The following is a 25,365-nucleotide window of genomic DNA, read 5'->3' as shown; positions in this document are numbered from 1 at the left end:
CTGCTCCCCCTCCCAACGAAAGGATTCGCCATGCAATACCAATTCAACGTCCAGGGCATGACCTGCGGCCACTGTGAGCGCGCCGTGGTGCACGCCGTGCGCGAAGTGGACACGGACGCCCTCGTCAAGGTGGACCTGGCCACGGCCCAGGTCACGGTGGACAGCGAGAAGTCGCGCGAGGCCATCGCCAACGCCATCCGCGAAGAGGGCTACCAGGTCGCCGCATGAGTGCGGCAGCCGTGTCCATCGGAGTGGCCGCCCGGCGCGCCGGCGTGTCTACGCGCATGGTGCGGCACTACGAAAGCCTGGGCCTGCTGAACCCCGTGGCGCGCACGGACGGCAACTACCGCCAGTACGGCGAGGCCGACGTGCACACCCTGCGCTTCATCCGCCGCGCGCGCGACCTGGGGTTTTCGATGGAAGAAATCGCCCAGCTGCTGGGCCTGTGGCAGGACCAGGCGCGCGCCAGTGCCCAAGTCAAGCAGATCGCCCAACGGCATATCGACAGCCTGGCCGAGCGCATCGCTGCCATGCAGGCCATGCAGCGCAGCCTGCAGCAGCTGGTGGGCTGCTGCCATGGGGACGCGCGGCCGGAATGCCCGATCCTGGATGATCTGGCGGCGCAGTAGCTACTGATTTGATAGCTGCTGACGCTTGACTGGCGGGCGCTGGAGGCAAAAATACCTTCAAAGAAGGACATGGTCGGGTAAGTGTTCCCATAAGAACAAAACTGCGACGCAAAGCTCTCTGATCCGCACTTTTTGCTCTCTCAGGGGCAAAATCTATAAGCCATGTGATGAACTGTGCTGTAATTGCCCTTACAAGGACGAATCATGCAGCTTTCGCTTCTGAATCTGGAATCCTTCGCCGTCCGCCTCCAGGCGGAACGCAAGGGCCAGGGCCTGTCGCGCTCGCAGGCCGCTGCCGTGTGCAACGTCAGCACCTCGTTCATCCGCGATGCCGAAAGTGCACCCGAGCGGTGTTCGCTGGGCAAACTGCTCCTGCTGATGCAGGGCTTGGGCTTGTCATTGGCCGTTGAGAATTGGTCACAGGGCGGCCAGGAGCCGAACCCGGCGCCGGCGCAGTTCGGCACACCCAGCGTCGTGCTCGGCCCGCCGCCTGAGGACAGCGCCCCGTGATCCGCCTGCGCGTGTGGGCCAATGCGCGCCCCATGGGCTGGCTGGGCCATGCTGCCGCAGACTTCTTCTTCGAGTACGAGCCCGAGTGGCTGGCACACCCCGGGGCCTTTCCCCTGGCGCCGCAATTTGCCCTGGCCGCGCAGCGCTACACCGGCCCGCTGGTGCGCCATTTCTTCGACAACCTGCTGCCCGAGGGCGAGGCGCTGCAGGACATCATGGCGGCGCTGCAGCTGCGCAATGCTTCCCGCTTCGACGTACTGGGCCGACTGGGGCAAGAGCTGCCCGGCGTGCTGGCCCTGCTGCCCGAGGGCGCGCAGCCCGCCCGGTTGCAGAGCTACCGCCCTCTGCCCCTGCCCACGCTGAGCGCCCGGCTGGCGTGTCGCCAAGCATTGCCGCTGCTGGTATCCAACCAGGCCGCCACCATGTCGCTGGCCGGCGCGCAGGACAAGATCGGCCTGCGGCTGGACGAAGCGCGTCTGCAGCTCTACGACAGCGTAGGCCCCTCCCCCACCACGCACATCCTCAAGCCCGACACGCGCCAGGCCCGCTATGCGCCCAGTGCCATCAACGAATACGCCTGCATGCGACTGGCCCACGCACTCAAGCTGCCGGTGCCGCCAGTGTGGCTGCTGCGCGTACTCGAGGCCGCCTACGTGGTGCGCCGCTACGACCGCGCCCTGGTGGCGGGCGACATCGTGGCGTTGCACCAGATCGACGGCTGCCAGCTGCTGGGCCAGGGCGCCGGCTGGAAGTACGAGCGCTCGGGCGGCCTGGTAAGCCTGCCCAGGCTGGCCCAGGCGCTGCGCGACGTGCGCGTGCCGGGGGCCGACTTGCTGCAGTTCCAGCGCTGGGTGATGTTCAACTACCTCATCGGCAACGCCGATGCGCACGCCAAGAACCTGTCGCTGCTGGTCAGCGACCGGGGCTACCGCCTGGCTCCCTGTACGACCTGCTGTGCGTGCGCGCCTATGGCGACGCAGGGCTCGCCCTGTTCATCGGTGCTGAGGAAACCTTCGATGCCGTGGGCCAGCACTCGTGGGAGGCCTTTTGCACCGACTGCGGCTTTCGCCTCGCCGAGACGCTCAAAGCCTTCCGCGCCATGGCCGCCGCCCTGCTTCCCGCATGGAAGAAGGTGCGCGCTGCCATCGATGCCCGGGACGCGCCCACGCCTGCAGAGCAGGCGCTGCTGGCTGCCATGGAGCAGATATTCATCACCCACGCCGCCAACGCCTTGTCCATGACCGAGCCTTCAGCGGGCTAGTCCGGCCGGTTTTGGGTAAAAGGCTTCTGTCGCACCTGTTTTTTGAGGACCCGCCCATGACCGACCCCACCCCCTACGCCCCGCCCGCCATCTGGCAATGGAACCAGACAAGCGGCGGCCGCTTCGCCAGCATCAACCGTCCCGTCGCCGGCGCCACGCACGAAAAAGACCTGTCCGTCGGCCGCCATCCGCTGCAGCTGTACTCGCTGGGCACGCCCAACGGCGTCAAGGTGACCGTGATGCTGGAGGAGCTGCTGGCGCTGGGCCACGGCGGCGCCGAATACGACGCCTGGCTGATCCGCATCCACGAGGGCGACCAGTTCGGCAGTGGTTTCGTCGGCGTCAACCCCAACTCGAAAATCCCCGCGCTGCTGGACCGCAGCAATCCCGATCAGCCGGTGCGCGTGTTCGAGTCCGGCGCCATCCTGATGTACCTGGCCGAGAAGTTCGGCGCCCTGCTGCCCACCGAGCCAGCCCGGCGCGCCGAATGCCTGTCCTGGCTGTTCTGGCAGATGGGCAGCGCGCCCTTCCTGGGCGGGGGCTTCGGGCATTTCTATGCCTACGCGCCGTTCAAGATCGAGTACGCCATCGACCGCTACGCCATGGAGGTCAAGCGCCAGATGGACGTGCTCAACCGCCGCCTGGCCGAGCACGAGTACCTGGGCGGCAGCGAGTACACCGTGGCCGACATCGCCGCCTGGCCCTGGTACGGCGCCCTGGCCAAGGGGCAGCTGTACGAAGCGGGCGAATTCCTGCAGGTGCATGAGTACACGCACGTGCTGCGTTGGGCCGACCAGATTGCCAGGCGCCCGGCCGTGCAGCGCGGACGCAAGGTCAACCGCACCTTCGGCGCGCCGGAAAGCCAGCTGCACGAGCGCCACGACGCCAGCGACTTCGACACCCGCACGCAGGACAAGCTGCAGCCCGCCACCTGAGCGCCCCACGAAGGAACCACCGCCATGCTGACCCTCTACGACTGCGCCACCGCCCCCAGCCCCCGGCGCGCCCGCATCTTCCTGGCCGAAAAGGGCGTCGCGCATGCCACCGTGCAGGTGGACCTCAAAAGCGGCGAGCAGCTGTCGGACGCCTACCGCCAGATCAATCCGCAATGCACCGTGCCCGCGCTGCGCACCGAAGGCGGCCTGCTGCTGACCGACAACGCCGCCATCGCCGCGTACCTGGAGGCGCGCTACCCTGAGCCGCCGCTTCTGGGCAGCTCGCTCGAGGAAAAGGCCGACATCGCCAGCTGGAACTGGCGCGCCGAGTTCGAAGGCCTGCTGGCCGTGGCCGAGGCGCTGCGCAACGCCTCGCCCGCCATGGCCGGGCGGGCGCTGCCCGGCAGCCACGATTACCCGCAGATCCCGCAGCTGGCCGAGCGCGGCCTGGCACGGGTGGGGCATTTCTTCGACCTGCTGGACGCGCGGCTGGCCGGGCGCGAGTTCATCGCCGGCGGCCGCTTCAGCGTCGCCGACATCACGGCCGTGGTAGCGGTGGACTTCGCACGCATCGTCAAGCAAAAGCCGCAGGAGGAGCGGCATGCGCACCTGCTGCGCTGGCGCGCGCAGATGGCCGAGCGGCCGGCGATGGCGCTGTAGCCCGGCCCAGACGCTTTTTCTGCGGGCGAAAGCGCAGCGCTCACGGCCCGGTTGTCGGACGAAGCCGGCGAATGCCGCGTTTCGCTTGAATGCAGCCGCGTTAGACGCGACCATGGGCCAGCCGAGCAGCACGTCTGCAACACTGCGCACCAGCCCGGTGCTGCCACACCGCGCCTTACCTTGCACACGCCGCGCCTGGCACCTCACGCCCTTTGCCCCGTTCGGGGCCGCGGGCAGGTCTCGGGAGCGTCCCTGCTCCGCCGCGCGGCGGGCGCATGGCACTCCATTGCGCCAATCGACTGAAGGAGCTGCCATGACTCTCGCCGTACTTCTCTGGACCGCCATCACCCTGCTGGGCCTCGCCGCGGCCGGGGGCCTGGTCATGGCGGGCATACGCCTGTCGGCCGGCCACAACCCGCCCGCATGGCTGGCCATGGCGCACGGCCTGCTGGCCGCGGCCGGCCTCACGCTGCTGCTGTTCGGCGCCTTCACCGTTGGCCTGCCGCGGTTTGCGCTGTGGGCCGTGGTGCTGCTGGTCATCGCCTCGCTGGGCGGCCTGCTGCTGAACCTGGGTTACCAGGAAAAGCGCCAGCTGCTGCCCAAGCCCATCCTCTACGTGCACGCCCTGATTGCAGTGGCGGGCTTCGTGCTGCTCGTCATCGCGGCGCTGGGGTGACTTCGCGCGCCAGGACGCCCGCAAGCAGGGTGTCGATGCACTGCTGCGCGATGTGCTCGGACGACAGTCCTCCGTCCGCCTGGTACCAGCGGCCGATCCAGCTCAAGGCGCCCGCGATCACGAAGGCGGTCAGCTTCGGATCGCAGGGCGCGATCAAGCCTTCCTCCACGCCCTGCGCCACCAGGCGGCGAAAGGCCTGGTCGATCTCGGACTTCAGCCGCCGCAGCTCGGCGCGGGAGGGCTCGGGCACCTCTTCGTCGCCGACCCGGATCAGGCACATGCCGAAGGGCTGCATGACGATGCCGGCATAGACCCGCATGCACGCGCGCAGCTGCTCCAGCGCGTTGCCGCCGGCCGCGCGCGAGGCCTCGATGCCCTCCAGCGTCATGTCCAGGCCCTTTTTCACACAGGCCAGCAGGATCTCGTCCTTGTTCTTCACGTAGTAGTACAGCGTCGGCTTGGTGACGTGCAGGCGCGCGGCGATGTCGTCCAGTGACGTGGCGTGAAAGCCGCGCTCGTTGAACAGCTGCGCGGCGGTGGTCAGCACGGCGTTGCGCTTGGCCTCGCGCTGGCGTTCGCGCTCGCTCGCACCGGGCCAGGGCGATGCGGCGGCAGGTGAAGACGGCGGGGGTGCGCGCCTGCGTGTGGACGACGGCTCAGCGGGCGCGTTGCCGCCAGCCTTGCCCGTGCTGGTGCCGGTGCTGGTGCTGGTGCGGCGGGGGGTCGGTGCCATGCGAGTCAGGGTTCTGGTGGATGGGGTAAGTCCGGATGCCCATTGTGCACGGGCGCTTCAAGAATCTACTCCAGAGTAACCAGTCTACGGACGAGTAGGCAAACACCGGTTGCGAACAAACCCGTAGAGGAATCCGATGGAGACAAGCCCCGCGCACGGCATGCACGCCGCCGCCCCGCCCCTGCTGCAGGTGGACGGCGTGACGCTGGCCTTTGGCGGCGTGCGCGCGCTCTCGGGCGTGGGGTTCGACGTGCAACGCGGCTCCATCACCGCCGTCATCGGGCCCAACGGCGCGGGCAAGACCTCGCTGTTCAACACCATCTCGGGCTTCTATCGCCCCACGGCCGGCAGCATCCGCTTTCGCGGGCAGGACATCACACGCGTGCCGCCGCCCCAGCGCGCACGCCTGGGCCTGGCGCGCAGCTTCCAGAACATCGCCCTGTTCCGCGGCATGACGGTGCTGGACAACATCAAGCTGGGCCGCCACGCGCACCTGAAGACCCATGTGCTGGACGCCCTGCTGTACGTCGGCCGCGCGCGCCGCGAAGAAGCCGAACTGCGCCGCGACATCGAGGAGCGCATCATCGACTTCCTGGAGATCGACCACATCCGCCACGCGCCTGTGGCCGCCCTGCCCTACGGCCTGCAAAAGCGCGTCGAGATGGCCCGCGCCCTGGCCATGCAGCCCGAGGTGCTGATGCTCGATGAACCCGTGGCCGGCATGAACCGCGAGGAAACCGAGGACATGGCGCGCTTCATCCTGGACGTGCGCGCCGAGTGGGGCGCCACGGTGCTGATGGTCGAGCACGACATGGGCATGGTGATGGACCTGTCGGACCACGTCGTGGTGCTGAACTTCGGCCAGGTCATCGCCCAGGGCACGCCGGCCGTGGTGCAGGCCGACCCGGAGGTGGCGCGCGCCTACCTGGGCTCGGGCGACGTGGGCGCGCTGCGCGCCAAGCTGCAGGCCGCCGCCGGGCGTGCGCCCGCACCCGCTGCACAGGGGGCCGCATGATGGATTGGGCCTACCTGTTCGAGATCAGCCTCACCGGCATCGCCAGCGGCGGGCTGTACGCGCTGGCCGCGCTGGCCTTCGTCATGGTCTACAAGGCCACGCGGGTGGTGAACATCGCCATCGGCGAGATGCTGATGGCCGGGGCGTATCTGTTCTTCACTTTCGCCGCCATGTGGTCGCTGCCGCTATGGCTGGCCATCCCAGCTGCCGTGCTGGCCAGCGGGTTGCTGGGCGCCGTCATCGAGCGCACCATGATCCGCCCGCTGCTGGGCGAGCCGCCGATCTCTGCCTTCATGGTCACGGTGGGACTGGGCTCGGTGCTGGTCGGGCTGGTGGAGATGGTCTGGAGCGCCGACCAGCGCCGCCTGCCGGACTTCATGCCCAGCAAACCCATCATGGTGGGCGACGCCTTCCTGGCGCCCAAGGTCTTCTGGGGCGCGGTGATCGCCGCCGTGTTCATCGCCGCCGTGCTGCTGGTGTTTCGCTACTGGCGCGGCGGCGTGGCGCTGCGCGCCACGGCCAGCGACCAGGGGGCAGCGTACTCGGTGGGCATCAACGTGCCGCGCGTGTTCTCGCTGGCCTGGGTGGTCTCCGCCATGCTGGCCGCGGTGTCCGGGATCATCGTCGGCTCCATCGGCGGCATCTCGTCTTCCATGGGCGTGTTCGGCCTGTCGGTGCTGGTGGTCGTGATCGTCGGCGGGCTCGATAGCGTGCTGGGCGCGCTGGTCGCCGGCGTGCTGGTCGGCCTGGTGGAGGCGCTGGCCGGCGCCTACCTGGGCGGCGAATACAAGCTGCTGGCGACCTTCATCGTGCTGGTGGCCATCCTGATGGCGCGGCCCTATGGCCTCTTCGGCACACGCGAAATAGAGAGGCTCTAGATGCGCATCGGAACCTTCAAGGAAACCTACGTCGCCGACGCCGCGCTGTTCGACTCGCGCACGCAGCACGTCTGGCTGGGCATCGCCGCCGTGCTGCTCGTCGCCTTCCCCTTCGTCGCCAGCGACTACTGGCTCTACCTGGCCTGCCTGATCGCCATCAACGTCGCCAGCAGCACGGGGCTGAACATTCTCACCGGCTACACGGGGCTGGTCAGCCTGGGGCAGGCGGCGTTCATGGGGCTGGGCGCGTACACGGTGGCGATCTTGCAGGCGCGCTGGGGCACGCCGCTGCTGCTGAACCTGCTGGCCGGGGGCTTCGTCGCCATGGTCGGCGGCATGGTGGTGGGCATCCCGTCGCTGCGCGTCAAGGGGCTGTACCTGGCCATCGTGACCATCGCGGCGTCGTTCATTGCGCACTTTCTGTTCGCCAACTTCTCCATCACCGGCGGCACGACCGGGCTGTCCATGCAACCGGGCCAACTGTTCGGCGCCGTGCTGGACACCTCGTTTCGCCTGTACTGGCTGATCGTGCCCGTCACCGTGCTGATGCTGCTGGGCGCGGCCAACCTGTTTCGCACGCGCATCGGCCGCGCCTTCATCGCGATTCGCGACCGCGACATCTCGGCCGAGGTGCTGGGCATTCCGCTGCTGCAATACAAGCTGCTGTCGTTCGGCCTGTCGTCGTTCTACGCCGGCGTGGCCGGCGGGCTGTGGGCGTATTTCTTCCGCGTGGTGACGCCCGAGAGCTTTCCGCTGTCGCTGTCGATCTTCTTCCTAGCCGCCATCATCGTCGGCGGCATGGGCTCGATCCTGGGCGGCGTGCTGGGCGCGGTGTTCATGACGCTGGTGCCCGAAGTGCTCAAGCTGATCGTCGATCTGCTGCCCGGCGGCACGAATCTGACGGTGTTCCTCTCGCCCGTGCGCCTGGTGATCTTTGGCGCGCTGATCATCGGTTTTCTGGTCTTCGAGCCGCTGGGGCTCGCAGAAATGTGGCGCCGCACGCGCCGGTTCTTCCACCTGTGGCCCTTCCGCAATTGACCCACCCCGCAAACCAGGAGACAGACATGGCACAGCAACGCATTTCCACCCGCCGCCGCAGCATCATGCTCACGGCGGCCGCCGCCGGCGCGGCAGCGCTCACCCAGCCGCTGTCGGTGCTGGCCCAGGGTGCTGACGAGATCGTCATCGGCGGCTCCATCCCCATGACGGGCGTGTTCGCCTTTGCTGGCGTGGGCATCAACGCCGGCATCCAGGACTACGTGAAGATCGTCAACGACGCCGGCGGCATCAAGGGCCGCAAGGTGAAATACGTGCCCGAGGACACGGGCTACAAGGTCGATGTGTCGGTAGCCGCGTTCAAGAAGATCACCAGCCAGAACAAGGTGAATCTGTACTACGGCGACTCCACCGGCTTTGCCAAGACCATCAACCCCGAGCTGGACCGCAACGGCAGCATCCTCATGGCCGGCGCCTCGTTCGCCACCGAGCTGAACGACCCGAAGAAGTACCCGCACCAGTTCCTGGTCGGGCCGGACTACACCGAGATGTTCGGCATCCTGCTGAACCACATCGCCAAGGAGAAGCCCGGCGCCAAGGTGGCCTTCGTCTATTCCGACTCCGAGTTCGGCCGCGACCCCATCGACTCCAGCGAGGCGCTGGCCAAGAAGCTGGGCCTGTCGGTGCCCGTCAAGATCATGACGCCCGCCGGCAGCGTGGACGTGTCCACCGAGGTCATCAAGCTGCGCCGCGCCGCGCCCGACTACACCATCTTCCACGGCTACATCCTGGCGCCCATCCCCGAGTTCATCACCCAGGGCAAGCAGCAGGGCATGCAATCCAAGTGGATGGGCACCTTCTGGACCATGGACAGCTCCACCGTCATGAAGATGGGCCCGGACGGCGAAGGCTTCATGGGCGTGATGCCCTACCGCTACTACTACGACACGGAAAAGGCGCCGATGCTGGAAAAGATCCGCGCCATGCGCCCCGAGTACCAGAGCACGGCCTACACCCAGGGCTTCCTGGCCGCGATGCTGTTCCTGGAGTCGGCCAAGCGCACGCTGGAGGCGAACAAGCCGCTCACGGGCGACAACCTCAAAAGCGCGCTGAACTCCATCAAGGACTTCGACACCGGCGGCCTGATCGGCGTGCCGATCACCATCTCGGGCAACTCCATCCCCGTCGGGCGCGTGTACCGGGCGGACATGAAGGCGCAGAAGATGGTCGCTGCCTCCGACTGGATCAAGCTCTGACGCTCCAGCCATGACCCAGCACGCCACCGGCCCCGTCCTCGAAGTCAACAACATCGAGGTCGTCTACAACAAGACCGTGCAGGCCCTGCGCGGGCTGTCGCTGGCCGTGCCGCGCGGGCAGATCGTGGCGCTCCTGGGCAGCAACGGCGCGGGCAAGAGCACCACCCTCAAAGCCATCTCGCGCCTGCTGGAGCTGGAGGACGGCACGCTGGAGGCCGGCCGCATCGCCTTCGACGGCCAGGACACGGCGCAGCTGGCCCCGCAGCAGCTGGTGCGCCGGGGCCTGTCGCACGTCATGGAAGGCCGGCGCGTGTTCGAGGACCTGACGGTGGAGGACAACCTCATTGCCTCGACCTACGCGCTGTCGGGCCGCGCCGGCGCGCCCAAGCCCGATTTCGACCTGGTTTATGAATACTTCCCGCGCCTGCACGAGCGCCGCCGGGGCCTGGCCGGCTACCTGTCGGGCGGCGAGCAGCAGATGCTGGCGATTGGCCGCGCGCTGATCGCCCAGCCCACGCTGATGCTGCTGGACGAGCCCTCGCTGGGCCTGTCCCCGAAGCTCACCGAAGACATCTTCTCCATCATCGCCCGCATCAACGCCGAGCGCGGCACCTCCATGCTGCTGGTCGAGCAAAACGCCACCGTGGCCCTGGCCGTGGCGCACAGCGGCTACATCATGGAAAACGGCAAGATCGTCATCGACGGCTCGGCCGAGCGCCTGGCAAGCGACCCGGACGTGCGCGAGTTCTACCTGGGCACCGGCGGCAGCGGCGAGGCCAAGAGCTTCCGTGAAATCAAGCACTACAAGCGCAGGAAGCGCTGGCTGTCATGAGCAAACTCCCTGAACTCACCCTGCCGCAGATGCTGCGCCAGCGCGCGCAGCAGGATGCGGGCCGCATCGCCATCCGGCAAAAGGACTTCGGCATCTGGAAGCCCTTCACCTGGGCTGAGTACTACCGCCGCGCCAGCCACTTCGGCCAGGGCCTGCTGGCGCTGGGCCTGCCGCCTGGCGGGCACGTCGGCGTGATTGCCGAGAACCGCATCGAATGGGTGGTCGCGCAGATGGGCGCCGGCCTGGTGGGCGGCATCGCCGTGGGCGTCTATCCGACCAGCCCTTCCCCGGAGGTCGCCTACGTCGTCGGCCATGCCGACATCGACATCATGGTCTGCGAGGACCAGGAGCAGACCGACAAGGTGCTGCAGGCGCTGCCCCAGCTGCCGCGCCTGAAGAAAATCATCGTCATGGAGCCCAAGGGCCTGCGCAGCTTTGCCCCCGAGCAGCGCGCCCTGATCACGACCTTCGCCGAGGTCGAAAAAATGGGCCACAGTGCGCACAGCCAGGCGCGCATCGACGAGCTGCTGGCGCGGCAAAAGCTCGATGACATCGGTCTGATGATCTACACCTCGGGCTCCACGGGGGCTCCGAAGGGCGCCATGATCTCCTGGCGCAACATGCGCGGCGTGGTGCCGGGCATCGCCGAGCGGCTGCAGCTGGCGGGCCCCACCTCGCACCTGTCCTACCTGCCGCTGTGCCACGTGGCCGAGCAGATGCTGACCACCTTCGTGCCCCTGTACCTGGGCTGCACCGTCAACTTCGGCGAGTCCATCCGCACCGTGCAGGAGGATCTGCGCGAAGTCGCCCCCAGCATGTTCCTGGGCGTGCCGCGCATCTGGGAAAAGCTGCACTCGTCCATCACCATCAAGATGCAGGAAACCGGCCGCCTGCGCCGCGCGCTGTACGCGCGCGCCATGGCCGCCTGCGCGCCGCTGGCGGACAAGCCGCGCGAAGAGTGGAGCCTGGCCGAGCGCGCCAACTACGGCGCGCACTACTGGCTGGTGCTGCGCGCGCTGCAGAACTTCATCGGCCTGCGCCGCGCGCGCGTGGCGCTGACCGGCGCCGCGCCGATCGCGCCCGAGGTGGTGCGCTTTTTTCGCACCCTGGGCGTGCCGCTGATCGAGGTCTATGGCCTGACCGAATCCACCGGCATGGTGACGGGCCACCGGTTGTCGCAGGTCACTCCCGGCACCGTCGGCCCGGTAACCGAGGGCGTGCGCTTTCGCATCGCGCCGGACACGGGCGAATTCCAGATCCAGGGCGAGATGGTCTTCGCCGGCTACTACAAGAACCCCGAGGCCACGGCGCAGACCATCCAGGACGGCTGGCTGCACACCGGCGACGTGGTGCGCGAGGAAGCGGACGGCCAGCTGAAGATCGTCGACCGGCTCAAGGACATCATGATCACCGCCGGCGGCAAGAACCTCACGCCCACCGAGATCGAGGGCGCGATGAAGGCCAGCCCGTTCATCAAGGAATGCATCGTGATCGCCGACGGGCGCAAGTTCGTCTCGGCCCTGGTGCAGATCGACCTGGAGACCGTGGGCAAGTGGGCCGAGGCGCGGCGCATCGCCTTCACGCACTTCCGCTCGCTGGTCGAGACCCCCGAGGTGCGCCAGCTGATCGAGGGCGAGATCGCCGCAGGCAATGCGCGCCTGGCGCAGGTGGCGCACATCCGCAAGTTCCACCTGCTGACCAAGGAGCTGGACCACGACGACGGCGAAGTCACCGCCACCATGAAGGTGCGCCGCGCCAGCGTCTACAAGACCTATGCAGGCGAGATCGAGGCGCTTTATGCATGAAACAGGCTGCCAGCGCTTATGTGTAAAGCGCCAGCAGCTATCAATACAGGAGTAGCCGCCCGTGCCCCAGAACGCCGCCTTGCCGTCCCCCCTGCTCGTCACCCGCGCGGGCGGTGTCGCCACCCTGCAATTCAACCGGCCCGAGGCGATGAACGCGCTGGACGTGGCCACCGCGCAGGCGCTGCTGGCAGCGGTGCAGGCCCTGGTGCAGGACGGCGGCGTGCGCGCCGTGCTGCTCAAGGGGGCAGGGCGAGCCTTCATGGCGGGCGGCGACCTGGCCACCTTGCGCGCCGACCCGGCGCAGGGCGCGCGCGACCTGCTCGGCCCGCTGAACGAAGCGCTGCTGGCCCTGCAGCAGCTCGACGCCCCGGTCATCGCCCAGGTGCACGGCGCAGCCGCCGGCGCCGGCCTGTCGCTGGCGCTGATGTGCGACTTCGTGCTGGCTGCCGAGGACGCGAAGTTCAACCTGGCCTACATCAACCTCGGCACCAGCTGCGACGTGGGCGCCTCCTGGGCGCTGCCGCGTCTGGTGGGCCTGCGCCGGGCGCTGGAGATCGCGCTGCTGGGCGAGACCCTGAGCGCCGACGAGGCGCTGCGCGCGGGCCTGGTCAACCGCGTGCTGCCCGCCGCCGAGCTGCCGGGCGCGGCCCAGGCACTGGCCGAGCGCCTGGCCGCCGGGCCCACCGCCGCCTACGGCCACATGCGCCGGCTGATGCGCGCCAGCTTCGACCGCGACCTGGCCGGGCAGCTGGCCGCCGAGGCCGATGCATTCGATGCCTGCGCGCGCACCCGGGATCTGCGCGAGGGCATCGAGGCGTTCTTTGGCAAGAGAAAGCCCGGCTTCGTCGGGCATTGAAGCGCCGCGGTGCGCCGGTGCCGGCGCCGCCCCACGCAGCAGGCGCCGGGGCAGTGCCGCCCCGCTCGCCGGCCCGGCAACCTATCGGTAGAAAGCCTCCACGCTGCCTTTCAGCGTGATGAGCAGCGGCTGCCCGCGCCGGTCCAGCGTCTTGCCGGCGGGCACCTTGATCCAGCCTTCGCTCACGCAGTACTCCTGCACGTCAAAGCGCTCCTTGCCGTTGAAGCGGATGCCGATCTCTGCCGGCTGCTGGAACACGGCGGCGGCGTGGTGGGGGCTGCGCGGGTTCACCGCCAGGCGGTCGGGCAGGGGCAGCAGCGAATCGGGGTTGAAAGAATCGGCTTCGGACATGGCGATGCAAAGAAAGGTGGTGGCGGCTGCTGGTGCAGCGGGCCGCCATTATCGTGCAGCTTACCCTTTGCTCCTTCTTTGATAGCTGCCAGCGCTTGTCTGGCAAGCGTTACAGCCGTTTTTCGCCAAAAATCCCGAGCTGTGGATAACCCTGGGTAGCGCGGCAGGACAAGCCGGGGCTTATCCACAGGCCGGCGCGTGCGCCGCGTTTTGTCCCCAAAACCGGACCACGCCGACCGGGGTGCCACCCCCAGACCTGGGCCGGTGCACAACCGTTGATTCATAAAGCGAAAAGTGACTTGTCCACAGCGGACCCCGCCCTCTACTACCACTACTAATCTTTCATATTGAAGTCAAAGAACAAGTAGCAGGCGTTGGCGCCGGCGCCAAAAAAACGCCCTGCCGGGCGTCGGAATGGGAGAAAAAGGGAGCGGGAAGCAGGCGCCGGGCGCCGCAGCGGCCGCCTCAGCGCAGCAGCGCGTAGCCGACGACGATGGCCGCCACCACACCCACCGCGTCGGCCAGCAGCGCGCAGGCCAGGGCGTGGCGGGTGTCCTTCACGCCCACACTGCCGAAGTACACGGCCAGCACGTAGAAGGTGGTCTCGGTGGAGCCCTGGATGATGGCCGCCAGGCGGGCGGGGAACGAATCCACGCCATGCACCTGCATCACGTCGATCATCAGACCGCGTGCGCCGGCGCCCGACAGCACCTTCATCAGCCCCACGGGCAGGGCGGGCAGGAAGGCGGTATCGCCGCCCAGCGCGGCCACGGCGCGGCCGGCCAGGGCCAGCAGCGCGTCCATGCAGCCGGCGGCGCGAAACACGCCGATGGCCGCCAGGATGGCCACCAGGTAGGGAATGATCTGCACGGCCACGCCAAAGCCCTCCTTGGCGCCGTCCACGAAGGCCTCGTACACGTTGATGCGCCGCCAGGCGCCGGCTAGCACGAAGGCCAGCACGACAAGCAAGATGGCGGCCGCGCCCACGGCCCCGGTGGTGCGCGCGGCCTGCTCTGCCGGCAGGCGGGCAAACAGCGCCACGGCCGCCGCCAGCGCCGCGCCGGTGGCCGCCAGCGCCAGCAAGGGCTTCGGTGCCAGCAGCGGCAGGCGCTGGCGCACGGCCACGGCCAGCACCCCGGCCAGCAGCGAGATGAAGGTCACGATCAGCGTGGGCAGGAAGATGTCCGCCGCGTTGAAGCCCGCGCCCAGGCCCTGCTGCACGGCCACGCTCTGGCGAATGGCGATGACCGAGGTCGGAATCAGCGTCAGCCCGGCCGTGTTCATCACCACGAACATGATCTGCGCGTCGCTGGCCGTGCCCTCCGGCCCGCGGTTGAGCGCCTGCAGCTCGCGCATGGCCGCCAGGCCCAGGGGCGTGGCGGCGTTGTCCAGCCCCAGCAGGTTGGCCGAGACATTCAGCGTAATGGCCCCCTGCGCCGGGTGGCCGGCGGGCACGGCAGGAAACAGCCGGCGCAGCAGCGGCCCGGCCGCGCGCGCCAGCAGCTGCACCATGCCGGCGCGCTCGCCCACGCGCATCAGGCCCAGCCACAGGGCCATGATGCCGGCCAGGCCCAGCGAGATCTCAAAGCCCGAGCGGGCGCCGTCGAACAGGCTTTTCAGCAGCGCGCCGAAGATCTCCGGCTCGCCCAGCCAGGCGCGCACGGCGGCGGTGGCACAGCCCGAGGCCAGCAGGCCGATCCACACCCAGTTCAGTGCCATGGCCTGCCGCCTTCAGTCAGGGCGGGTCAGAAGGGGGCGTCGTCGTCGTCGCCGGCGCCAGCAGCGGCCGGGGCCGGCGCAGATGCCGCAGCCGGGGCCGCAGTCGCCGCGCCCAGGCCGGTGCGCCCCTCCCCGCCCAGGGCTTCGAGCAGGTCGGCGATCAGGCGCGAGAGCTCGCCCGTGGCAATCGCCACGTCGGCGTCAAAGCCGCCGTCGTCCTGGCTCTTGCCCTCCAGCACCGTGTCCAGCAGCGCCACCTTTTTGAGCTGCAGGCCCTCGGTCAGCACGAAGCTCACGCGGTCGTCCCAGCGCATGGCCAGCTTGGTGGGCAGCTTGCCGGCCTCGATGTGCGCGCGCACCTCGTCGATGTCCAGCGGGTGGCGGGCGTAGCGCACCACGGCCTTGTCCTCAGCGCCGCTCTTGAGCTCGCACTCGCGGTCGATGGAAAAGCCCGCTGGCGGCTCCTGCTCGCGCAGCCAGTGGGCCATGGCGGCCTGCGGGCTGGTCTGGGTGTCCACCAGTGCCAGCGACAGGCCGGGCAGCGCCTCCACCAGGGCGGTGGTGATCTCGTCGGCGCGGCCCTGGTTGCCGCTGTCGATGACCAGGGTGCGCGCCTCGCGGTCCAGCCACACCCAGGTTGAGCCCTGCTTGGTGAAGGCCATGGGCAGCAGGTCCAGCTTGGCCTCGTCTTTCAGTTCGCGCGACTCCTTCTTGCCGGGCTTGCGGCCCGTCTGGCGCTCGATGGCCTCGGCCTTTTCCTTGACCTTGCGCGCCAGCACCGGGCCGGGCAGCACCTTGGCCTCGGTCTGCCAGCGCAGCACCCACTGGCCGGCCACGCTCTCGGCCAGCGGGCCGTGCGCCTCGCCGCGCGGGGGCACCCAGCCGGCGCTTCGTTCCTGCGTCGCGCCGCATTCGGCAAAGGGCAGCTTGGCCAGTGCTTCCTCCACGGCCGTCAGGTCGGCCTGCCAGCCTTCGGCGATGCGGTAGACGATGATGTTCTTGAACACGTTGTGAGCTTTCTTACTATCGAAAAATGAGCGGCCAGCGCTTGATCCATAAGGGCTGGGGGGCGTTTTCATGCAAAACGCAGGCGCCCGCGCAGATGCAGCCCGGTGCAACTTTACACAGGCGCAGCATTGCCACACGGGCGCGAAACAGCGGCGGCCCACACTGGCCTTCGTCGCAGCGCCTTGCTGCCTTGCCTGAAGGAGAGTCCTCATGACCCGCACCCGTTCCACCCTGGCCGCTACGGCCTGCGCCGCCCTGCTGGCCCTGGCCGGCGCCTCGTCCATGGCCCAGACCCCGGCTGCGCCAGCCGCGCCCGTGGCCGCCAGCACCAGCCAGGGCGCCGACGCCGCGCCCCACGCCCGCCAGCGCCACGCCATGACGCCCGAGCAGCGCCAGCAAGCCCATGCCCGGCGCGCCGAGGCGCTTAGGCAAAAACTTGCCCTGACCCCCGCGCAGCAGCCGGCCTGGGAGGCCTTCCAGCAGGCCATGGAGCCCGGGCAGCGCCACGCCCGCCTGGACGGTGGCCAGCGCCAGGACTGGCAGCAGCTGACCACGCCCGAGCGCATCGACCGCATGCGCGCCCTGCAGGCGCAGCGCTCGGCCGAGTTCGAGCGCCGCGGCGACGCCGTCAAGACCTTCTACGCCGCCCTGACGCCGGCGCAGCAAAAGACCTTTGACGCCGAGAGCAGCCGCATGATGGCCCGCTTTGGCAAGGGCGGTGGCCGCGGCCATCACGGACAGCCTGGCCACCCGGGCATGCGCCACGGCCAGAGCCAGGGCGGCGAGCAGCACGCCCACCCCCGCGGCGCCCAGCCCGCGCCGCAAGCGGCTTCGCAGACGCCGCAGTAAGGCGGCGATCAGGCGGCGATCAGGGCGGCCGCCGCTTGCCGGCTGCCCTGTGCGGCGCCGGCCTACACGGCCGCCCCGGGGGTGCGCTCTACAGTGGTTACACATTTTTATAACCACAAGCGCTCCCCATGCTTTTGTCCGCTTTCTTTGCCCAGCGCCGCCCGTTTGCTCTTCGCACGGGCGGCGTTCTTGCGTTGCTGTGCCTGGCCGGCGCCCAGCCGGCACTGGCCCAGCAGCCCCCCGCAGGCGCTGCGGCCGACACGCCCTCGGTCTATCTGCAGGCCGGCCGCGCCCGCGGCGACACCGATGGGCTGACGCTGGGCGTCACCCTGCCCTGGCGCTCCTTCCAGCACGAGCTGTGGGGCGGGCAGCTGCGCGGCTACTGGGATGTGTATGTGAGCCGCTGGTCCTTTGACGCGGCGCCCGGCCGCAGCGGCCACAGCACGCTGCTGGGCGTCACGCCCACGCTGCGCTACACGCCTGACCAGGGGCGCTCCCCCGTGTTCTGGGAGGGCGGCATCGGCGCCACCTATGCCGACAAGCGCTACGTCACGCCGGACCGCGAATTCAGCACCCGCTTCAACTTTGCCTCGCATCTGGGCGTGGGCCTGCAGTTCGGCCAGCGCCGCCAGCACGAGCTGGCGCTGCGCGTGCAGCACGTCTCCAACGCCAGCATCAAGAAGCCCAACCCGGGCAACAACTTCGTGCAGCTGCGCTACGCCATGCATTTCTGACCCGGTGGGCGCCGCCTGTGGATAACGTTGGGGAGGCCTGGCTGGCAACCTGTCGCTTATCCACAGGCCTGCGGCAGGCCGCCAGGTTGTACCCAATCCGGGTACACCACGAAAGCAGGGCAGGGCACAGGCTTGGAGCAGGTGCAAGTGTGCGCCGCGACAGGGGAAAAGCGACTTGTCCACAGACGGCGGGCGGCTCTACTACTACCACTATGTATTCATAGAACCTCTAAGGAATAACAGGCAGGCGTAGCGGGCGTGGCCCGCGCTGATTGCAGGTGCTCCTTTTTTTTATAGCCTCCAGCGCTTGATACATAAGGGCTGGAGACGTTTTTCACTGATATTTGAGACTTTGCCATGACGGTGCAGATTGCCCTGGTGCTGACCATCGCCGCCGCGGCGATGTATTTGTTCATCAGCGAAAAGCTGCGCATGGACGTGGTGGCCCTGCTGGTGCTGCTGGCGCTGGCGCTCACCGGCCTGGTCACGCCGGGCGAGGCGCTGAGCGGTTTTTCCAACGAGGCCACCATCACCGTGGCGGCCATGTTCATCCTGGCGGCCGGCATCGAAAACACCGGTGCGCTGTCGGCCGTGGGTCGGCTGCTGGGCAAGAGCCGCTCGCCCACGATGTTCCTGCTGGCGCTGTTCGGCCTGCTGGCGCTGATCGCGCCGTTCGTCAACAACACGGCAGTGGTGGCGGTGTTCATCCCCATCGTCATCAACGCCAGCATGAACATCGGCATGGCGCCGACGAAGGCGCTGATCCCGCTGTCCTACGTCTCGCAGATGACGGGGGTGTGGACGCTGATCGGCACCTCCACCAACCTGATCGTCAATTCGGTGGCCAAGGACCTGGGGCACCGGGGCTTCACGATGTTCGAGTTCCTGCCCCTGGGCCTGATCTGCTGGACCGCCGGCTGCCTGTACCTGCTGACGGTGGGCCGCTGGCTGCTGCCCAGCCAGGGCCAGTCGGACCTGCCCACCGTGCAGGAGTCCGGCCACTACGTGACCGAGCTGCTGGTGGACGAGGACGCCACCTGCCTGGGCATGACGCTGGAAGAGGCCAAGATCAGCAGCAAGTACAAGGTCTATGTGCTGGAGCTGTGGCGCGGGCGCGAGCGCATGTGGGCGCCCAAGTCGCAGCAGCTCGAGCAGGGCGACGTGTTGCTGGTGCGCGGCAAGTGGTCGCAGCTGGAAAAGCTCAAGGAAGAGCTGCAGCTGCAATACCACCGCCAGGCGCACCCCAAAGGCACGGCGGCGCCCCCGGACGCGCAGGCGCAGGAGGCCGACAGCGACAAGCAGCTGATGGTGGAAGTCATGATCGCCACCAACTCCCCCCTGCTGGGGCGCAGCATCCAGGCCGTGGACCGCAGGCTGCCGCGGCACAACACCATCCTGGGCATCCAGCGGCGCGGCCAGGTCATCCGCGAGCACCTGGACGACGTGCGCCTGGCGGTGGGCGACATCCTGCTGGTGCTGATGCGCGAATCCGAGGTGGGCAAGCTGCGCAGCAACAACACCATCGTGGTGCTGTCCGAGCGCGCAGCGCCCATGCCCAAGGGCTGGCGCGCGCCCTTTGCGCTGGTGGTGATGGCCTCCGTGGTGGGCAGCGCCGCCCTGGGGCTAAGCAGCATTGCCATCGCCGCGCTGGCCGGCGCCCTGGCGCTGGTGCTCACGCGCTGCGTCGATCTGGACAACATGTACGACGCCATCGACGGGCGCATCCTGTTGATGATGGCCGGGCTGCTGCCCCTGGGCACGGCCGTGAACAACAGCGGCGCGGCGCAGTTCATCGTGGACCACACCATCGGCCTGGTGGCCGGCTGGGGCCCGCACGTGGTGCTGGCGGTGCTGTACCTGGTGGCGCTGCTGCTCAGCGAGATGATGAGCCACGCGGCCGCCGCCGTGCTGCTCACGCCGATCGCCATGTCGGTGGCGCGGCTGGTGGACGCCGACGCCACGCCGTTTCTGATCGCCGTGATGTTCTCGGCCGCCACCAGCTTCCTGACGCCGGTGGGCTACCAGACCAACACCATGGTCTATAGCGCCGGCGGCTACCGGTTCTCGGACTTCCTGAAGGCGGGCACGCCGCTGAACCTCATCTTCTGGGTGGTGGGGGTCATCTTCATCCCCATCTTCTGGCCCTTCACCCGCTGACCAGGGGCGGCGGGCCCAGGTGCCGGCCCAGCCACTGCTCCAGCGAGTCGGCCGGCAGCGGCCGGCTGAACAGGTAGCCCTGGAAGTGCGTGCAGCCGGCAGCGGCCAGCCAGTCGCGCTGCTGCTCGCTCTCCACGCCCTCCGCGATGGCCTGCAGGTCCAGGCTGGCGGCCAGGGCGATGATGGTGCGCACGATGGCCGCGTCGCTGGCATCGCCCAGCAGGTCGCGCACGAAGCTCTGGTCGATCTTGAGCTGTGCCAGCGGCATGCGCTTCAAATACGCCAGCGACGAGTAGCCGGTGCCGAAGTCGTCCAGCGAAAAGCCCACGCCATGGGCACGCAGCGCCTCCATGGTGGCCACCGTCTGCAGCAGGTCTTCCACCAGCAGGCTCTCCGTCAGCTCCAGCTTCAGGTGGCTGGCCGGGGCGCCGGTCTCGGCCAGGGCGCGCACCACTTCCTGCACGAAGCCCACGTCGCGAAACTGCCGCGAGCTGACGTTCACCGCCATGGTCAGGTGCGCCCGGGCCGGCTCGTGCTGCCAGCGGGCCAGCAGCGCGCAGGCGGTGTGCAGCACCCAGCGGCCCAGCGGCAGGATCAGGCCCGTCTCCTCGGCCAGCGGGATGAAGGTGGCCGGCGAGACCATGCCGCGCTGCGGATGCCCCCAGCGCGCCAGCGCCTCCACCCCCAGCACGTGGCCGCCGTGGTCCACCACCGGCTGGTACATCAGCAGAAATTCGCCCTGCACCAGGGCTTCGCGCAGGTCGGCCTCCAGCTGGGCGCGCTCGGCCACGGCCTGCTGCATGGACGGGTCGAAGAAGCACAGGGTGTTGCGCCCGGCCATCTTGGCCTCGTACATCGCCATGTCGGCCTGCTTGAGCAGCTCGCCCACGCTGGTGGGGCTGCCGTCGAACAGGGCGATGCCCACGCTGGGCGTGCTGCGCACCTGGTAGCCTGCCAGCGCGTAGGGCGCGGCCAGCGCGGCCAGCACCTTCTCGCCCAGGTGGCCGGCGGCGTCGGCGCGCGCCGGGTCTTGGCGCGCCAGGTCCTGCACCAGCACCACGAACTCGTCGCCCCCCAAGCGCGCCACGGTGTCGGCGGGGCGCACGCAGCTGGCCAGGCGCTGGCCCACGATCTGCAGCAGCTGGTCGCCCTTGTCGTGGCCCAGGGTGTCGTTGAGGGTCTTGAAGTTGTCCAGGTCGATGAACAGCAGCGCGCCGCCGCTGTCCTGCTGGTGCGCCTGCACCAGCGCGTCGCCCATGCGCTCGAGCAGCTGCAGCCGGTTGGGCAGACCGGTGAGCGGGTCAAAGAAGGCCAGGCGCTGGATCTCGCGCTCGCTGGCCTTGCGCTGGCGGATGTCGGTGTTGAAGGCCAGCACCGAGCGCGGCTGGCCCTGCTCGTCGCGCACCAGCGTCCAGCGGCCCTCCACTTCCAGCGTCCGGCCGTCGCGGTCGTACTGCACGAGCTCGCCGCTCCAGCTGCCCTCGCGCAGCACGGCCTGCAGGGCGCGCTCGAACGGCGCGGGGTCGCGGTACAGCAGCGCCGTGACGCGCTGGCCCAGCACGTCCTGGCTGCGCCAGCCGTACAGGCGCTCGGCGCCGTGGTTCCAGTACGTCACGCGCTGCTCCAGGTCGCGCACGATGATGGCGTCGCCCGCCTTGTCCAGCAGCGAGGCCTGGTGGCCGATATGCGCGTCCGCCTCCTGGCGCTCGAGCTCGGCGGTGGCGCGCGCGGCAAAGATCTGCAGCATGTGCACCACGAACTGCGCATGCTCCAGCGGCTGCGTGAAGGCCACGAACAGGATGCCCAGGGCCCGCCCGTGGCTGTCGGTGAGCTGCTGGCCGACGTAGCTGCGCGCGCGGGCCAGCTTCAGGATGGGCGCGCGCGGGTACAGCTCGCTGGCCCGGTCGGCCACCACGAACTGGCGGTGCGCCAGCAGCTGCTGGCTGGGCGTGCCCTCCAGCAGGTATTCGCCCTTGGGCTGCACCTGGTCCTGGCTGACGTGCGACAGCGTCATCGCCCGCGTCGGCTGGCCCTGGTCCACGGGCACGAAGCGCGCCACGCAGGCAATGCGCGCACCCAGCGCCTGGGCCATGTGGCCGGCCAGCTGGTCGAAGAACTGCGTGCCGGTGCCCGCCGACACCGCCGAGGCCACGCGCAGCAGCGCCGTCTGCACGCGCTGCTGCTCGGCGCGCGCACGCAGGCTGTGGATGCCAAAGGCCAGGTCGGCGGCCAGCGCCTCCAGCAGCTGCGTTTCCTCGGCGCCGATGTGCAGCACCTCGGGCGCGTACAGGTACAGCAGGCCGAAGGTGTGGTGCTCGTCCTTGAGCGGCAGGCAGACCACCGCGGCCAGGCCCAGGCGGGCCAGCTCGGCCGGGCGCGGGTGGGTGTCATCGCCCGCGCCCAGGTCGCGCACGATCACGGTCTGGCCGCTGCGCACTGCCTTGCCGGCCGGCCCGCGGCCTTGCTCGCGCCGGTGCGACCAGCTCAGGCGCAGCTGCGCCAGGTGGACGGCGTGCTCGCCCGCGTGGGCCACGATGTCGATGCTCTTGGCCGCATCGCTGCGGGCCATGCCCACCCAGCCCAGGGCGTAGCCGCCAATGTCCACCGCCACGCGGCAGATGGCGTGCAGCAGCTCGTCCTCGGAGCCGGCACGCACCAGCACCTGGCTGGCGGCGCTGCGCATGCGCCGGGCGCGGTTCACGCGCGCCAGCTCGTCTTCCATGCGGCAGCGCTCGGTCACGTCGCTGGCCAGCACCTGCCAGGCCGCCCGGCCGTCAAAGACCGTCTCGCCCAGCACCGCCTCCACGTCCAGCGGCGCGCCGCCCCGGCGCTGGTGGCGCCACAGCACGGGCGTGCGCCCTTGCGCGGCCTGGGCCACGGCGTGCGCCACGCCCGGGCGCTGCGCGCTCGGCCACAGCGCGGCCATGTCCATGGCGAGCAGTTCGTCCTCGGCGTAGCCGTAGTGGCGCGCCATGGCTCGGTTGACGGCCAGCAGCCGCAGGCTGCCCTGCTCGCACACCCACATGGGCTGGGCGTGTTCGGCAAACAGCGCCTGGTACTGGTGCTCGGAGGCGCGCAGCCGCGCCTGCACGCGGCGCAGCTCGACCATGGCGGCCAGCGACTCGGCCAGGATGTGCAGGTGCTCCAGCCGGCGCGCGTTGAACGCCTGCCCGGGCGGGGTCCACAGCCGCAGCACGCCCAGCGGCACACCGGCAGCGGCCAGCGGGACGCTCAGGGCCGGCGCTTGCTGCCCGGCCACGCTGCCGGCGCTGGCGCGCAGCGGCGGCGGGTCGCCCTCGCCCAGCTCGATGGTGGCGGCCTGCGCGCCCGTCAGCTCGCGCGCCACCTGCACGCCTTGCTCCAGCGCCTGCTGCAGCGGCAGCTGCAGCCGCGTCACCAGTTGCTGCACATGCAGCAGCTGGGCGTGGGCGTGCTCCTCGGCCGCGGCCGTGGGTGGGACCGAGGCGTCGCTCATGCGGCCCGCTCCTGCCGGGGACCGGCGGCACGCCCGGCGGGCCTGGGCCACAGGGGTTGGGGGCGAAGGGGCGTGCGGAGCAGCATGGCGTGAACAGAGGCGGCGGGACGCTGCGCAAGCGCGTCAGTGGCGCGGCCGGGCCATCGTACACCTACCTCTGCCGGGCTGCGGACGGCACTGCCGCCACCCCGCAGACCACAAGATAAAAAGGCTGCCAGCGCGCTCCGGATAAGCGCTGGCAGCTATCAAAATAAAAGCGTTTTGGCCGTCACCGCCCTGCCCGCCGCGCCCGCACGGCGCCGGCCAGCGCCTGCAGCAGCGGTGCGGTCTGCGCGAGGCTGATGCAGGCGTCCGTCACCGACACGCCCGGGCGCAAGGGCTGGCCGGGCACGATGTCCTGGCGGCCCTCTTGCAGGTGGCTTTCGATCATCACGCCGGTGATGCGCGCGTCGCCGCCGGCGATCTGCGCCGCCACGTCGTGGCCCACCTCGATCTGGCGCGTGTGCTGCTTGCTGCTGTTGGCGTGCGACAGGTCGATCATGACCTGCTCGCGCAGGCCATTGCCCGCCAGCAGCTCGCAGGCCGCCTGCACGTCGGCGGCCGCATAGTTGGGCACCTTGCCGCCGCGCAGGATGACGTGGCAGTCGGCATTGCCGCGCGTCTCGAAGATGGCGGCCTGGCCCATCTTGGTCATGCCCATGAAGGCGTGGGGCGAGCGCGCCGCGACGATGGCGTCCGCTGCCACCTTGACGCCGCCGTCCGTGCCGTTCTTGAAGCCCACCGGGCACGACAGGCCGCTGGCCAGCTGGCGGTGGCTCTGGCTCTCGGTGGTGCGCGCGCCGATGGCGCCCCAGCTGACCAGGTCGCTGATGAACTGCGGGCTGAGCAGGTCCAGGAATTCCGTGCCCACCGGCAGGCCCACGTCCAGCACCTGCAGCAGCAGCGCGCGGGCGCGCTCCAGCCCTTCGTTGATGGCGAAGCTGCCGTCCAGGTGCGGGTCGTTGATGTAGCCCTTCCAGCCCACGGTGGTGCGGGGCTTTTCGAAGTACACCCGCATGACGATGAGCAGCTCACCGGCCAGCGCGTCGGCCTCGGCCTTCAGCTGGCGCGCGTACTGCAGCGCCTCGTCGTGGTCATGGATGGAGCACGGCCCCACCACCACGACCAGCCGGTCGTCCTGCCCGGCCAGCACGCGGGCGAGGGCGGCGCGGCTGCCCTCGACCAGCTGCTGCGCGGCGGCCGGCGCAGGCAGCCATTCCTGCAGCAGCGCCGGCGTGATGAGCGGGCGCACGGCCTTGATGCGCAGATCGTCGATGCGCGTGGTGTCCTGGGTGGAGAGGGAGGCGGGGGCGGTGTGGATCATGGTGGCCCGCATTGTCACGCCCTGCACGGGCGCGCCGCCTACGGCCGGCGAAAGCGTGCGTTTTGCTGCGCCCAGTAGCGCGAGCCCAGCGCGTCCAGCCGCACCGTGCCGCCGCTGGAAGGGGCATGCACGAAGCGGCCCTCGCCCACGTAGATGCCGGCATGCGTGCCTGCCCCGCGCCCGAACACCACCAGGTCGCCGGTGCGCAGCTCGCCCTGGCCCACCTCGGTGCCGAAGCCGCTGAGCTGGGCCACCGTGCGCGGCGGCGCGATGCCGGCGCGGCTGCCGTACACGTAGCCGATCAGGCCGCTGCAGTCAAAGCCGCCCTCGGGCGTGTTTCCGCCGTAGCGGTAGGGCGTGCCGACCAGGCCCAGGGCGTGGATGGCGATGTCGCTGGACTGCTCGGGCGACAGGCGCGAATACGCGGGTGCGCGCGTCGGGGCGACGGACGAGGTACCACAGCCAGCCAGCGCCAGCGCTGCAGCCAGCGCCCAGGTGGCAGGTGAAACGGGGGAACGGGGAGCCATGCGACCGAAGGGTAGCAGCAGCCCGGATACCCCGGGCAGCCCCTGCCCGGGGCGGCTTCCAGATTCCAATGAAAAGAGCTGCCAGCGCTTGCTGTACAAGCGCTGGCAGCTCTTTTTTTAATAGCAGGCTAGTGCAACTG

The 25,365-nt window shown here is 69.4% G+C and carries 24 protein-coding genes; 17 read left to right on the top strand and 7 right to left on the bottom strand.

The window, feature by feature from the left end:
- Nucleotides 1-30 precede the first annotated feature (30 nt).
- The 7 genes from C7H73_RS01855 to C7H73_RS01825 all read left to right on the top strand — a co-directional run bounded on the left by C7H73_RS01855 (nt 31) and on the right by C7H73_RS01825 (nt 4,671).
- Complete coding sequence (locus C7H73_RS01855) at nt 31-228, top strand: heavy-metal-associated domain-containing protein (protein WP_106845103.1); 198 nt, start codon at nt 31-33, stop codon at nt 226-228.
- Nucleotides 225-629: a Cu(I)-responsive transcriptional regulator gene (cueR, locus tag C7H73_RS01850; protein WP_106845102.1), complete on the top strand. Its 405-nt coding sequence runs from the start codon at nt 225-227 to the stop codon at nt 627-629. The genes C7H73_RS01855 and cueR overlap by 4 nt, the downstream gene beginning before the upstream one ends.
- A 204-nt stretch (nt 630-833) precedes the next feature.
- Nucleotides 834-1,139 (top strand): helix-turn-helix domain-containing protein, encoded by a 306-nt coding sequence (locus C7H73_RS01845; RefSeq protein ID WP_106845101.1) that lies wholly within the window; start codon nt 834-836, stop codon nt 1,137-1,139.
- Complete coding sequence (locus C7H73_RS01840; protein ID WP_227001386.1) at nt 1,136-2,380, top strand: HipA domain-containing protein; 1,245 nt, start codon at nt 1,136-1,138, stop codon at nt 2,378-2,380. The genes C7H73_RS01845 and C7H73_RS01840 overlap by 4 nt, the downstream gene beginning before the upstream one ends.
- 76 nt (nt 2,381-2,456) lie before the next feature.
- On the top strand, nt 2,457-3,335 hold the full coding sequence (yghU, locus tag C7H73_RS01835; protein WP_106845100.1) for a glutathione-dependent disulfide-bond oxidoreductase: 879 nt from the start codon (nt 2,457-2,459) through the stop codon (nt 3,333-3,335).
- A gap of 24 nt (nt 3,336-3,359) precedes the next feature.
- Nucleotides 3,360-3,995 (top strand): glutathione S-transferase family protein, encoded by a 636-nt coding sequence (locus C7H73_RS01830; protein ID WP_106845099.1) that lies wholly within the window; start codon nt 3,360-3,362, stop codon nt 3,993-3,995.
- Nucleotides 3,996-4,308: 313 nt separating this feature from the next.
- Nucleotides 4,309-4,671, top strand: a complete 363-nt coding sequence (locus C7H73_RS01825) for a hypothetical protein (RefSeq protein WP_106845098.1) — start codon at nt 4,309-4,311, stop codon at nt 4,669-4,671.
- Here C7H73_RS01825 and C7H73_RS01820 read toward each other — a convergent pair.
- Complete coding sequence (locus C7H73_RS01820; protein WP_106845097.1) at nt 4,652-5,404, bottom strand: TetR/AcrR family transcriptional regulator; 753 nt, start codon at nt 5,402-5,404, stop codon at nt 4,652-4,654. The genes C7H73_RS01825 and C7H73_RS01820 overlap by 20 nt on opposite strands.
- A gap of 136 nt (nt 5,405-5,540) precedes the next feature.
- Between C7H73_RS01820 and C7H73_RS01815 the strand changes: the two genes are divergently transcribed.
- The 7 genes from C7H73_RS01815 to C7H73_RS01785 all read left to right on the top strand — a co-directional run bounded on the left by C7H73_RS01815 (nt 5,541) and on the right by C7H73_RS01785 (nt 13,042).
- A complete protein-coding gene (locus tag C7H73_RS01815) occupies nt 5,541-6,419 on the top strand; it encodes an ABC transporter ATP-binding protein (protein ID WP_106845096.1) in 879 nt (292 codons plus the stop codon).
- A complete protein-coding gene (locus C7H73_RS01810) occupies nt 6,416-7,297 on the top strand; it encodes a branched-chain amino acid ABC transporter permease (protein WP_106845095.1) in 882 nt (293 codons plus the stop codon). The genes C7H73_RS01815 and C7H73_RS01810 overlap by 4 nt, the downstream gene beginning before the upstream one ends.
- Nucleotides 7,298-8,335, top strand: coding sequence for a branched-chain amino acid ABC transporter permease (locus tag C7H73_RS01805; protein ID WP_106845094.1), 1,038 nt, complete (start codon nt 7,298-7,300; stop codon nt 8,333-8,335). It begins immediately after the preceding gene.
- A gap of 26 nt (nt 8,336-8,361) precedes the next feature.
- Entirely contained in the window at nt 8,362-9,549 is a 1,188-nt protein-coding gene (locus C7H73_RS01800) for an ABC transporter substrate-binding protein (RefSeq protein ID WP_106845093.1), read from the top strand.
- A 10-nt stretch (nt 9,550-9,559) separates the two neighbouring features.
- Nucleotides 9,560-10,381, top strand: coding sequence for an ABC transporter ATP-binding protein (locus C7H73_RS01795; RefSeq protein WP_106845092.1), 822 nt, complete (start codon nt 9,560-9,562; stop codon nt 10,379-10,381).
- Nucleotides 10,378-12,186 carry an AMP-dependent synthetase/ligase gene (locus C7H73_RS01790; RefSeq protein ID WP_106845091.1) on the top strand — a complete coding sequence of 603 codons (1,809 nt, stop codon included), beginning with the start codon at nt 10,378-10,380 and terminating at the stop codon, nt 12,184-12,186. The genes C7H73_RS01795 and C7H73_RS01790 overlap by 4 nt, the downstream gene beginning before the upstream one ends.
- 61 nt (nt 12,187-12,247) lie before the next feature.
- Nucleotides 12,248-13,042, top strand: coding sequence for an enoyl-CoA hydratase/isomerase family protein (locus tag C7H73_RS01785; protein ID WP_193483934.1), 795 nt, complete (start codon nt 12,248-12,250; stop codon nt 13,040-13,042).
- 81 nt (nt 13,043-13,123) lie between these two features.
- Here C7H73_RS01785 and C7H73_RS01780 read toward each other — a convergent pair whose 3' ends face one another.
- The 3 genes from C7H73_RS01780 to C7H73_RS01770 all read right to left on the bottom strand — a co-directional run bounded on the left by C7H73_RS01780 (nt 13,124) and on the right by C7H73_RS01770 (nt 16,119).
- Nucleotides 13,124-13,393 carry a DUF3297 family protein gene (locus tag C7H73_RS01780; RefSeq protein ID WP_106845090.1) on the bottom strand — a complete coding sequence of 90 codons (270 nt, stop codon included), beginning with the start codon at nt 13,391-13,393 and terminating at the stop codon, nt 13,124-13,126.
- A gap of 465 nt (nt 13,394-13,858) precedes the next feature.
- On the bottom strand, nt 13,859-15,112 hold the full coding sequence (locus C7H73_RS01775) for a nucleoside recognition domain-containing protein (protein WP_106845089.1): 1,254 nt from the start codon (nt 15,110-15,112) through the stop codon (nt 13,859-13,861).
- Nucleotides 15,113-15,138: 26 nt separating this feature from the next.
- Nucleotides 15,139-16,119: a recombination-associated protein RdgC gene (locus C7H73_RS01770; RefSeq protein ID WP_106845088.1), complete on the bottom strand. Its 981-nt coding sequence runs from the start codon at nt 16,117-16,119 to the stop codon at nt 15,139-15,141.
- Between the two features lie 211 nt (nt 16,120-16,330).
- Between C7H73_RS01770 and C7H73_RS01765 the strand changes: the two genes are divergently transcribed.
- The 3 genes from C7H73_RS01765 to C7H73_RS01755 all read left to right on the top strand — a co-directional run bounded on the left by C7H73_RS01765 (nt 16,331) and on the right by C7H73_RS01755 (nt 19,860).
- On the top strand, nt 16,331-16,969 hold the full coding sequence (locus C7H73_RS01765) for a Spy/CpxP family protein refolding chaperone (protein ID WP_106845087.1): 639 nt from the start codon (nt 16,331-16,333) through the stop codon (nt 16,967-16,969).
- Between the two features lie 128 nt (nt 16,970-17,097).
- On the top strand, nt 17,098-17,703 hold the full coding sequence (locus tag C7H73_RS01760; protein ID WP_106845086.1) for an acyloxyacyl hydrolase: 606 nt from the start codon (nt 17,098-17,100) through the stop codon (nt 17,701-17,703).
- 357 nt (nt 17,704-18,060) lie between these two features.
- Nucleotides 18,061-19,860, top strand: a complete 1,800-nt coding sequence (locus C7H73_RS01755) for an SLC13 family permease (RefSeq protein WP_106845085.1) — start codon at nt 18,061-18,063, stop codon at nt 19,858-19,860.
- Here C7H73_RS01755 and C7H73_RS01750 read toward each other — a convergent pair.
- From C7H73_RS01750 to C7H73_RS01740, 3 genes are all read right to left on the bottom strand, one after another.
- Nucleotides 19,850-23,335 (bottom strand): EAL domain-containing protein, encoded by a 3,486-nt coding sequence (locus C7H73_RS01750; protein WP_106845084.1) that lies wholly within the window; start codon nt 23,333-23,335, stop codon nt 19,850-19,852. The two genes, C7H73_RS01755 and C7H73_RS01750, sit on opposite strands and share 11 nt — an antisense overlap.
- A gap of 268 nt (nt 23,336-23,603) precedes the next feature.
- A complete protein-coding gene (locus tag C7H73_RS01745; protein WP_106847488.1) occupies nt 23,604-24,698 on the bottom strand; it encodes a 3-deoxy-7-phosphoheptulonate synthase in 1,095 nt (364 codons plus the stop codon).
- A 38-nt stretch (nt 24,699-24,736) separates the two neighbouring features.
- Entirely contained in the window at nt 24,737-25,225 is a 489-nt protein-coding gene (locus tag C7H73_RS01740) for a C40 family peptidase (protein WP_106845083.1), read from the bottom strand.
- Nucleotides 25,226-25,365 lie beyond the last annotated feature (140 nt).

The sequence above is a fragment of the Pulveribacter suum genome (genome assembly GCF_003013695.1).
Classification (GTDB): domain Bacteria; phylum Pseudomonadota; class Gammaproteobacteria; order Burkholderiales; family Burkholderiaceae_C; genus Melaminivora; species Melaminivora suum.
This window is presented reverse-complemented; position numbering and strand designations above follow the sequence as displayed.

Excerpts from the sequence above, each read along its gene's own strand:
- C7H73_RS01795 (WP_106845092.1), top strand. The coding sequence starts at position 9,560 with ATGACCCAGCACGCCACCGGCCCCGTCCTCGAAGTCAACAACATCGAG.
- C7H73_RS01790 (WP_106845091.1), top strand. The coding sequence starts at position 10,378 with ATGAGCAAACTCCCTGAACTCACCCTGCCGCAGATGCTGCGCCAGCGC.
- C7H73_RS01740 (WP_106845083.1), bottom strand. The coding sequence starts at position 25,225 with ATGGCTCCCCGTTCCCCCGTTTCACCTGCCACCTGGGCGCTGGCTGCA.
- C7H73_RS01810 (WP_106845095.1), top strand. The coding sequence starts at position 6,416 with ATGATGGATTGGGCCTACCTGTTCGAGATCAGCCTCACCGGCATCGCC.
- C7H73_RS01805 (WP_106845094.1), top strand. The coding sequence starts at position 7,298 with ATGCGCATCGGAACCTTCAAGGAAACCTACGTCGCCGACGCCGCGCTG.
- C7H73_RS01800 (WP_106845093.1), top strand. The coding sequence starts at position 8,362 with ATGGCACAGCAACGCATTTCCACCCGCCGCCGCAGCATCATGCTCACG.
- C7H73_RS01825 (WP_106845098.1), top strand. The coding sequence starts at position 4,309 with ATGACTCTCGCCGTACTTCTCTGGACCGCCATCACCCTGCTGGGCCTC.
- cueR (WP_106845102.1), top strand. The coding sequence starts at position 225 with ATGAGTGCGGCAGCCGTGTCCATCGGAGTGGCCGCCCGGCGCGCCGGC.
- C7H73_RS01775 (WP_106845089.1), bottom strand. The coding sequence starts at position 15,112 with ATGGCACTGAACTGGGTGTGGATCGGCCTGCTGGCCTCGGGCTGTGCC.
- C7H73_RS01750 (WP_106845084.1), bottom strand. The coding sequence starts at position 23,335 with ATGAGCGACGCCTCGGTCCCACCCACGGCCGCGGCCGAGGAGCACGCC.
- C7H73_RS01815 (WP_106845096.1), top strand. The coding sequence starts at position 5,541 with ATGGAGACAAGCCCCGCGCACGGCATGCACGCCGCCGCCCCGCCCCTG.
- C7H73_RS01760 (WP_106845086.1), top strand. The coding sequence starts at position 17,098 with ATGCTTTTGTCCGCTTTCTTTGCCCAGCGCCGCCCGTTTGCTCTTCGC.
- C7H73_RS01855 (WP_106845103.1), top strand. The coding sequence starts at position 31 with ATGCAATACCAATTCAACGTCCAGGGCATGACCTGCGGCCACTGTGAG.
- yghU (WP_106845100.1), top strand. The coding sequence starts at position 2,457 with ATGACCGACCCCACCCCCTACGCCCCGCCCGCCATCTGGCAATGGAAC.
- C7H73_RS01780 (WP_106845090.1), bottom strand. The coding sequence starts at position 13,393 with ATGTCCGAAGCCGATTCTTTCAACCCCGATTCGCTGCTGCCCCTGCCC.
- C7H73_RS01765 (WP_106845087.1), top strand. The coding sequence starts at position 16,331 with ATGACCCGCACCCGTTCCACCCTGGCCGCTACGGCCTGCGCCGCCCTG.
- C7H73_RS01745 (WP_106847488.1), bottom strand. The coding sequence starts at position 24,698 with ATGATCCACACCGCCCCCGCCTCCCTCTCCACCCAGGACACCACGCGC.
- C7H73_RS01820 (WP_106845097.1), bottom strand. The coding sequence starts at position 5,404 with ATGGCACCGACCCCCCGCCGCACCAGCACCAGCACCGGCACCAGCACG.
- C7H73_RS01830 (WP_106845099.1), top strand. The coding sequence starts at position 3,360 with ATGCTGACCCTCTACGACTGCGCCACCGCCCCCAGCCCCCGGCGCGCC.
- C7H73_RS01755 (WP_106845085.1), top strand. The coding sequence starts at position 18,061 with ATGACGGTGCAGATTGCCCTGGTGCTGACCATCGCCGCCGCGGCGATG.
- C7H73_RS01845 (WP_106845101.1), top strand. The coding sequence starts at position 834 with ATGCAGCTTTCGCTTCTGAATCTGGAATCCTTCGCCGTCCGCCTCCAG.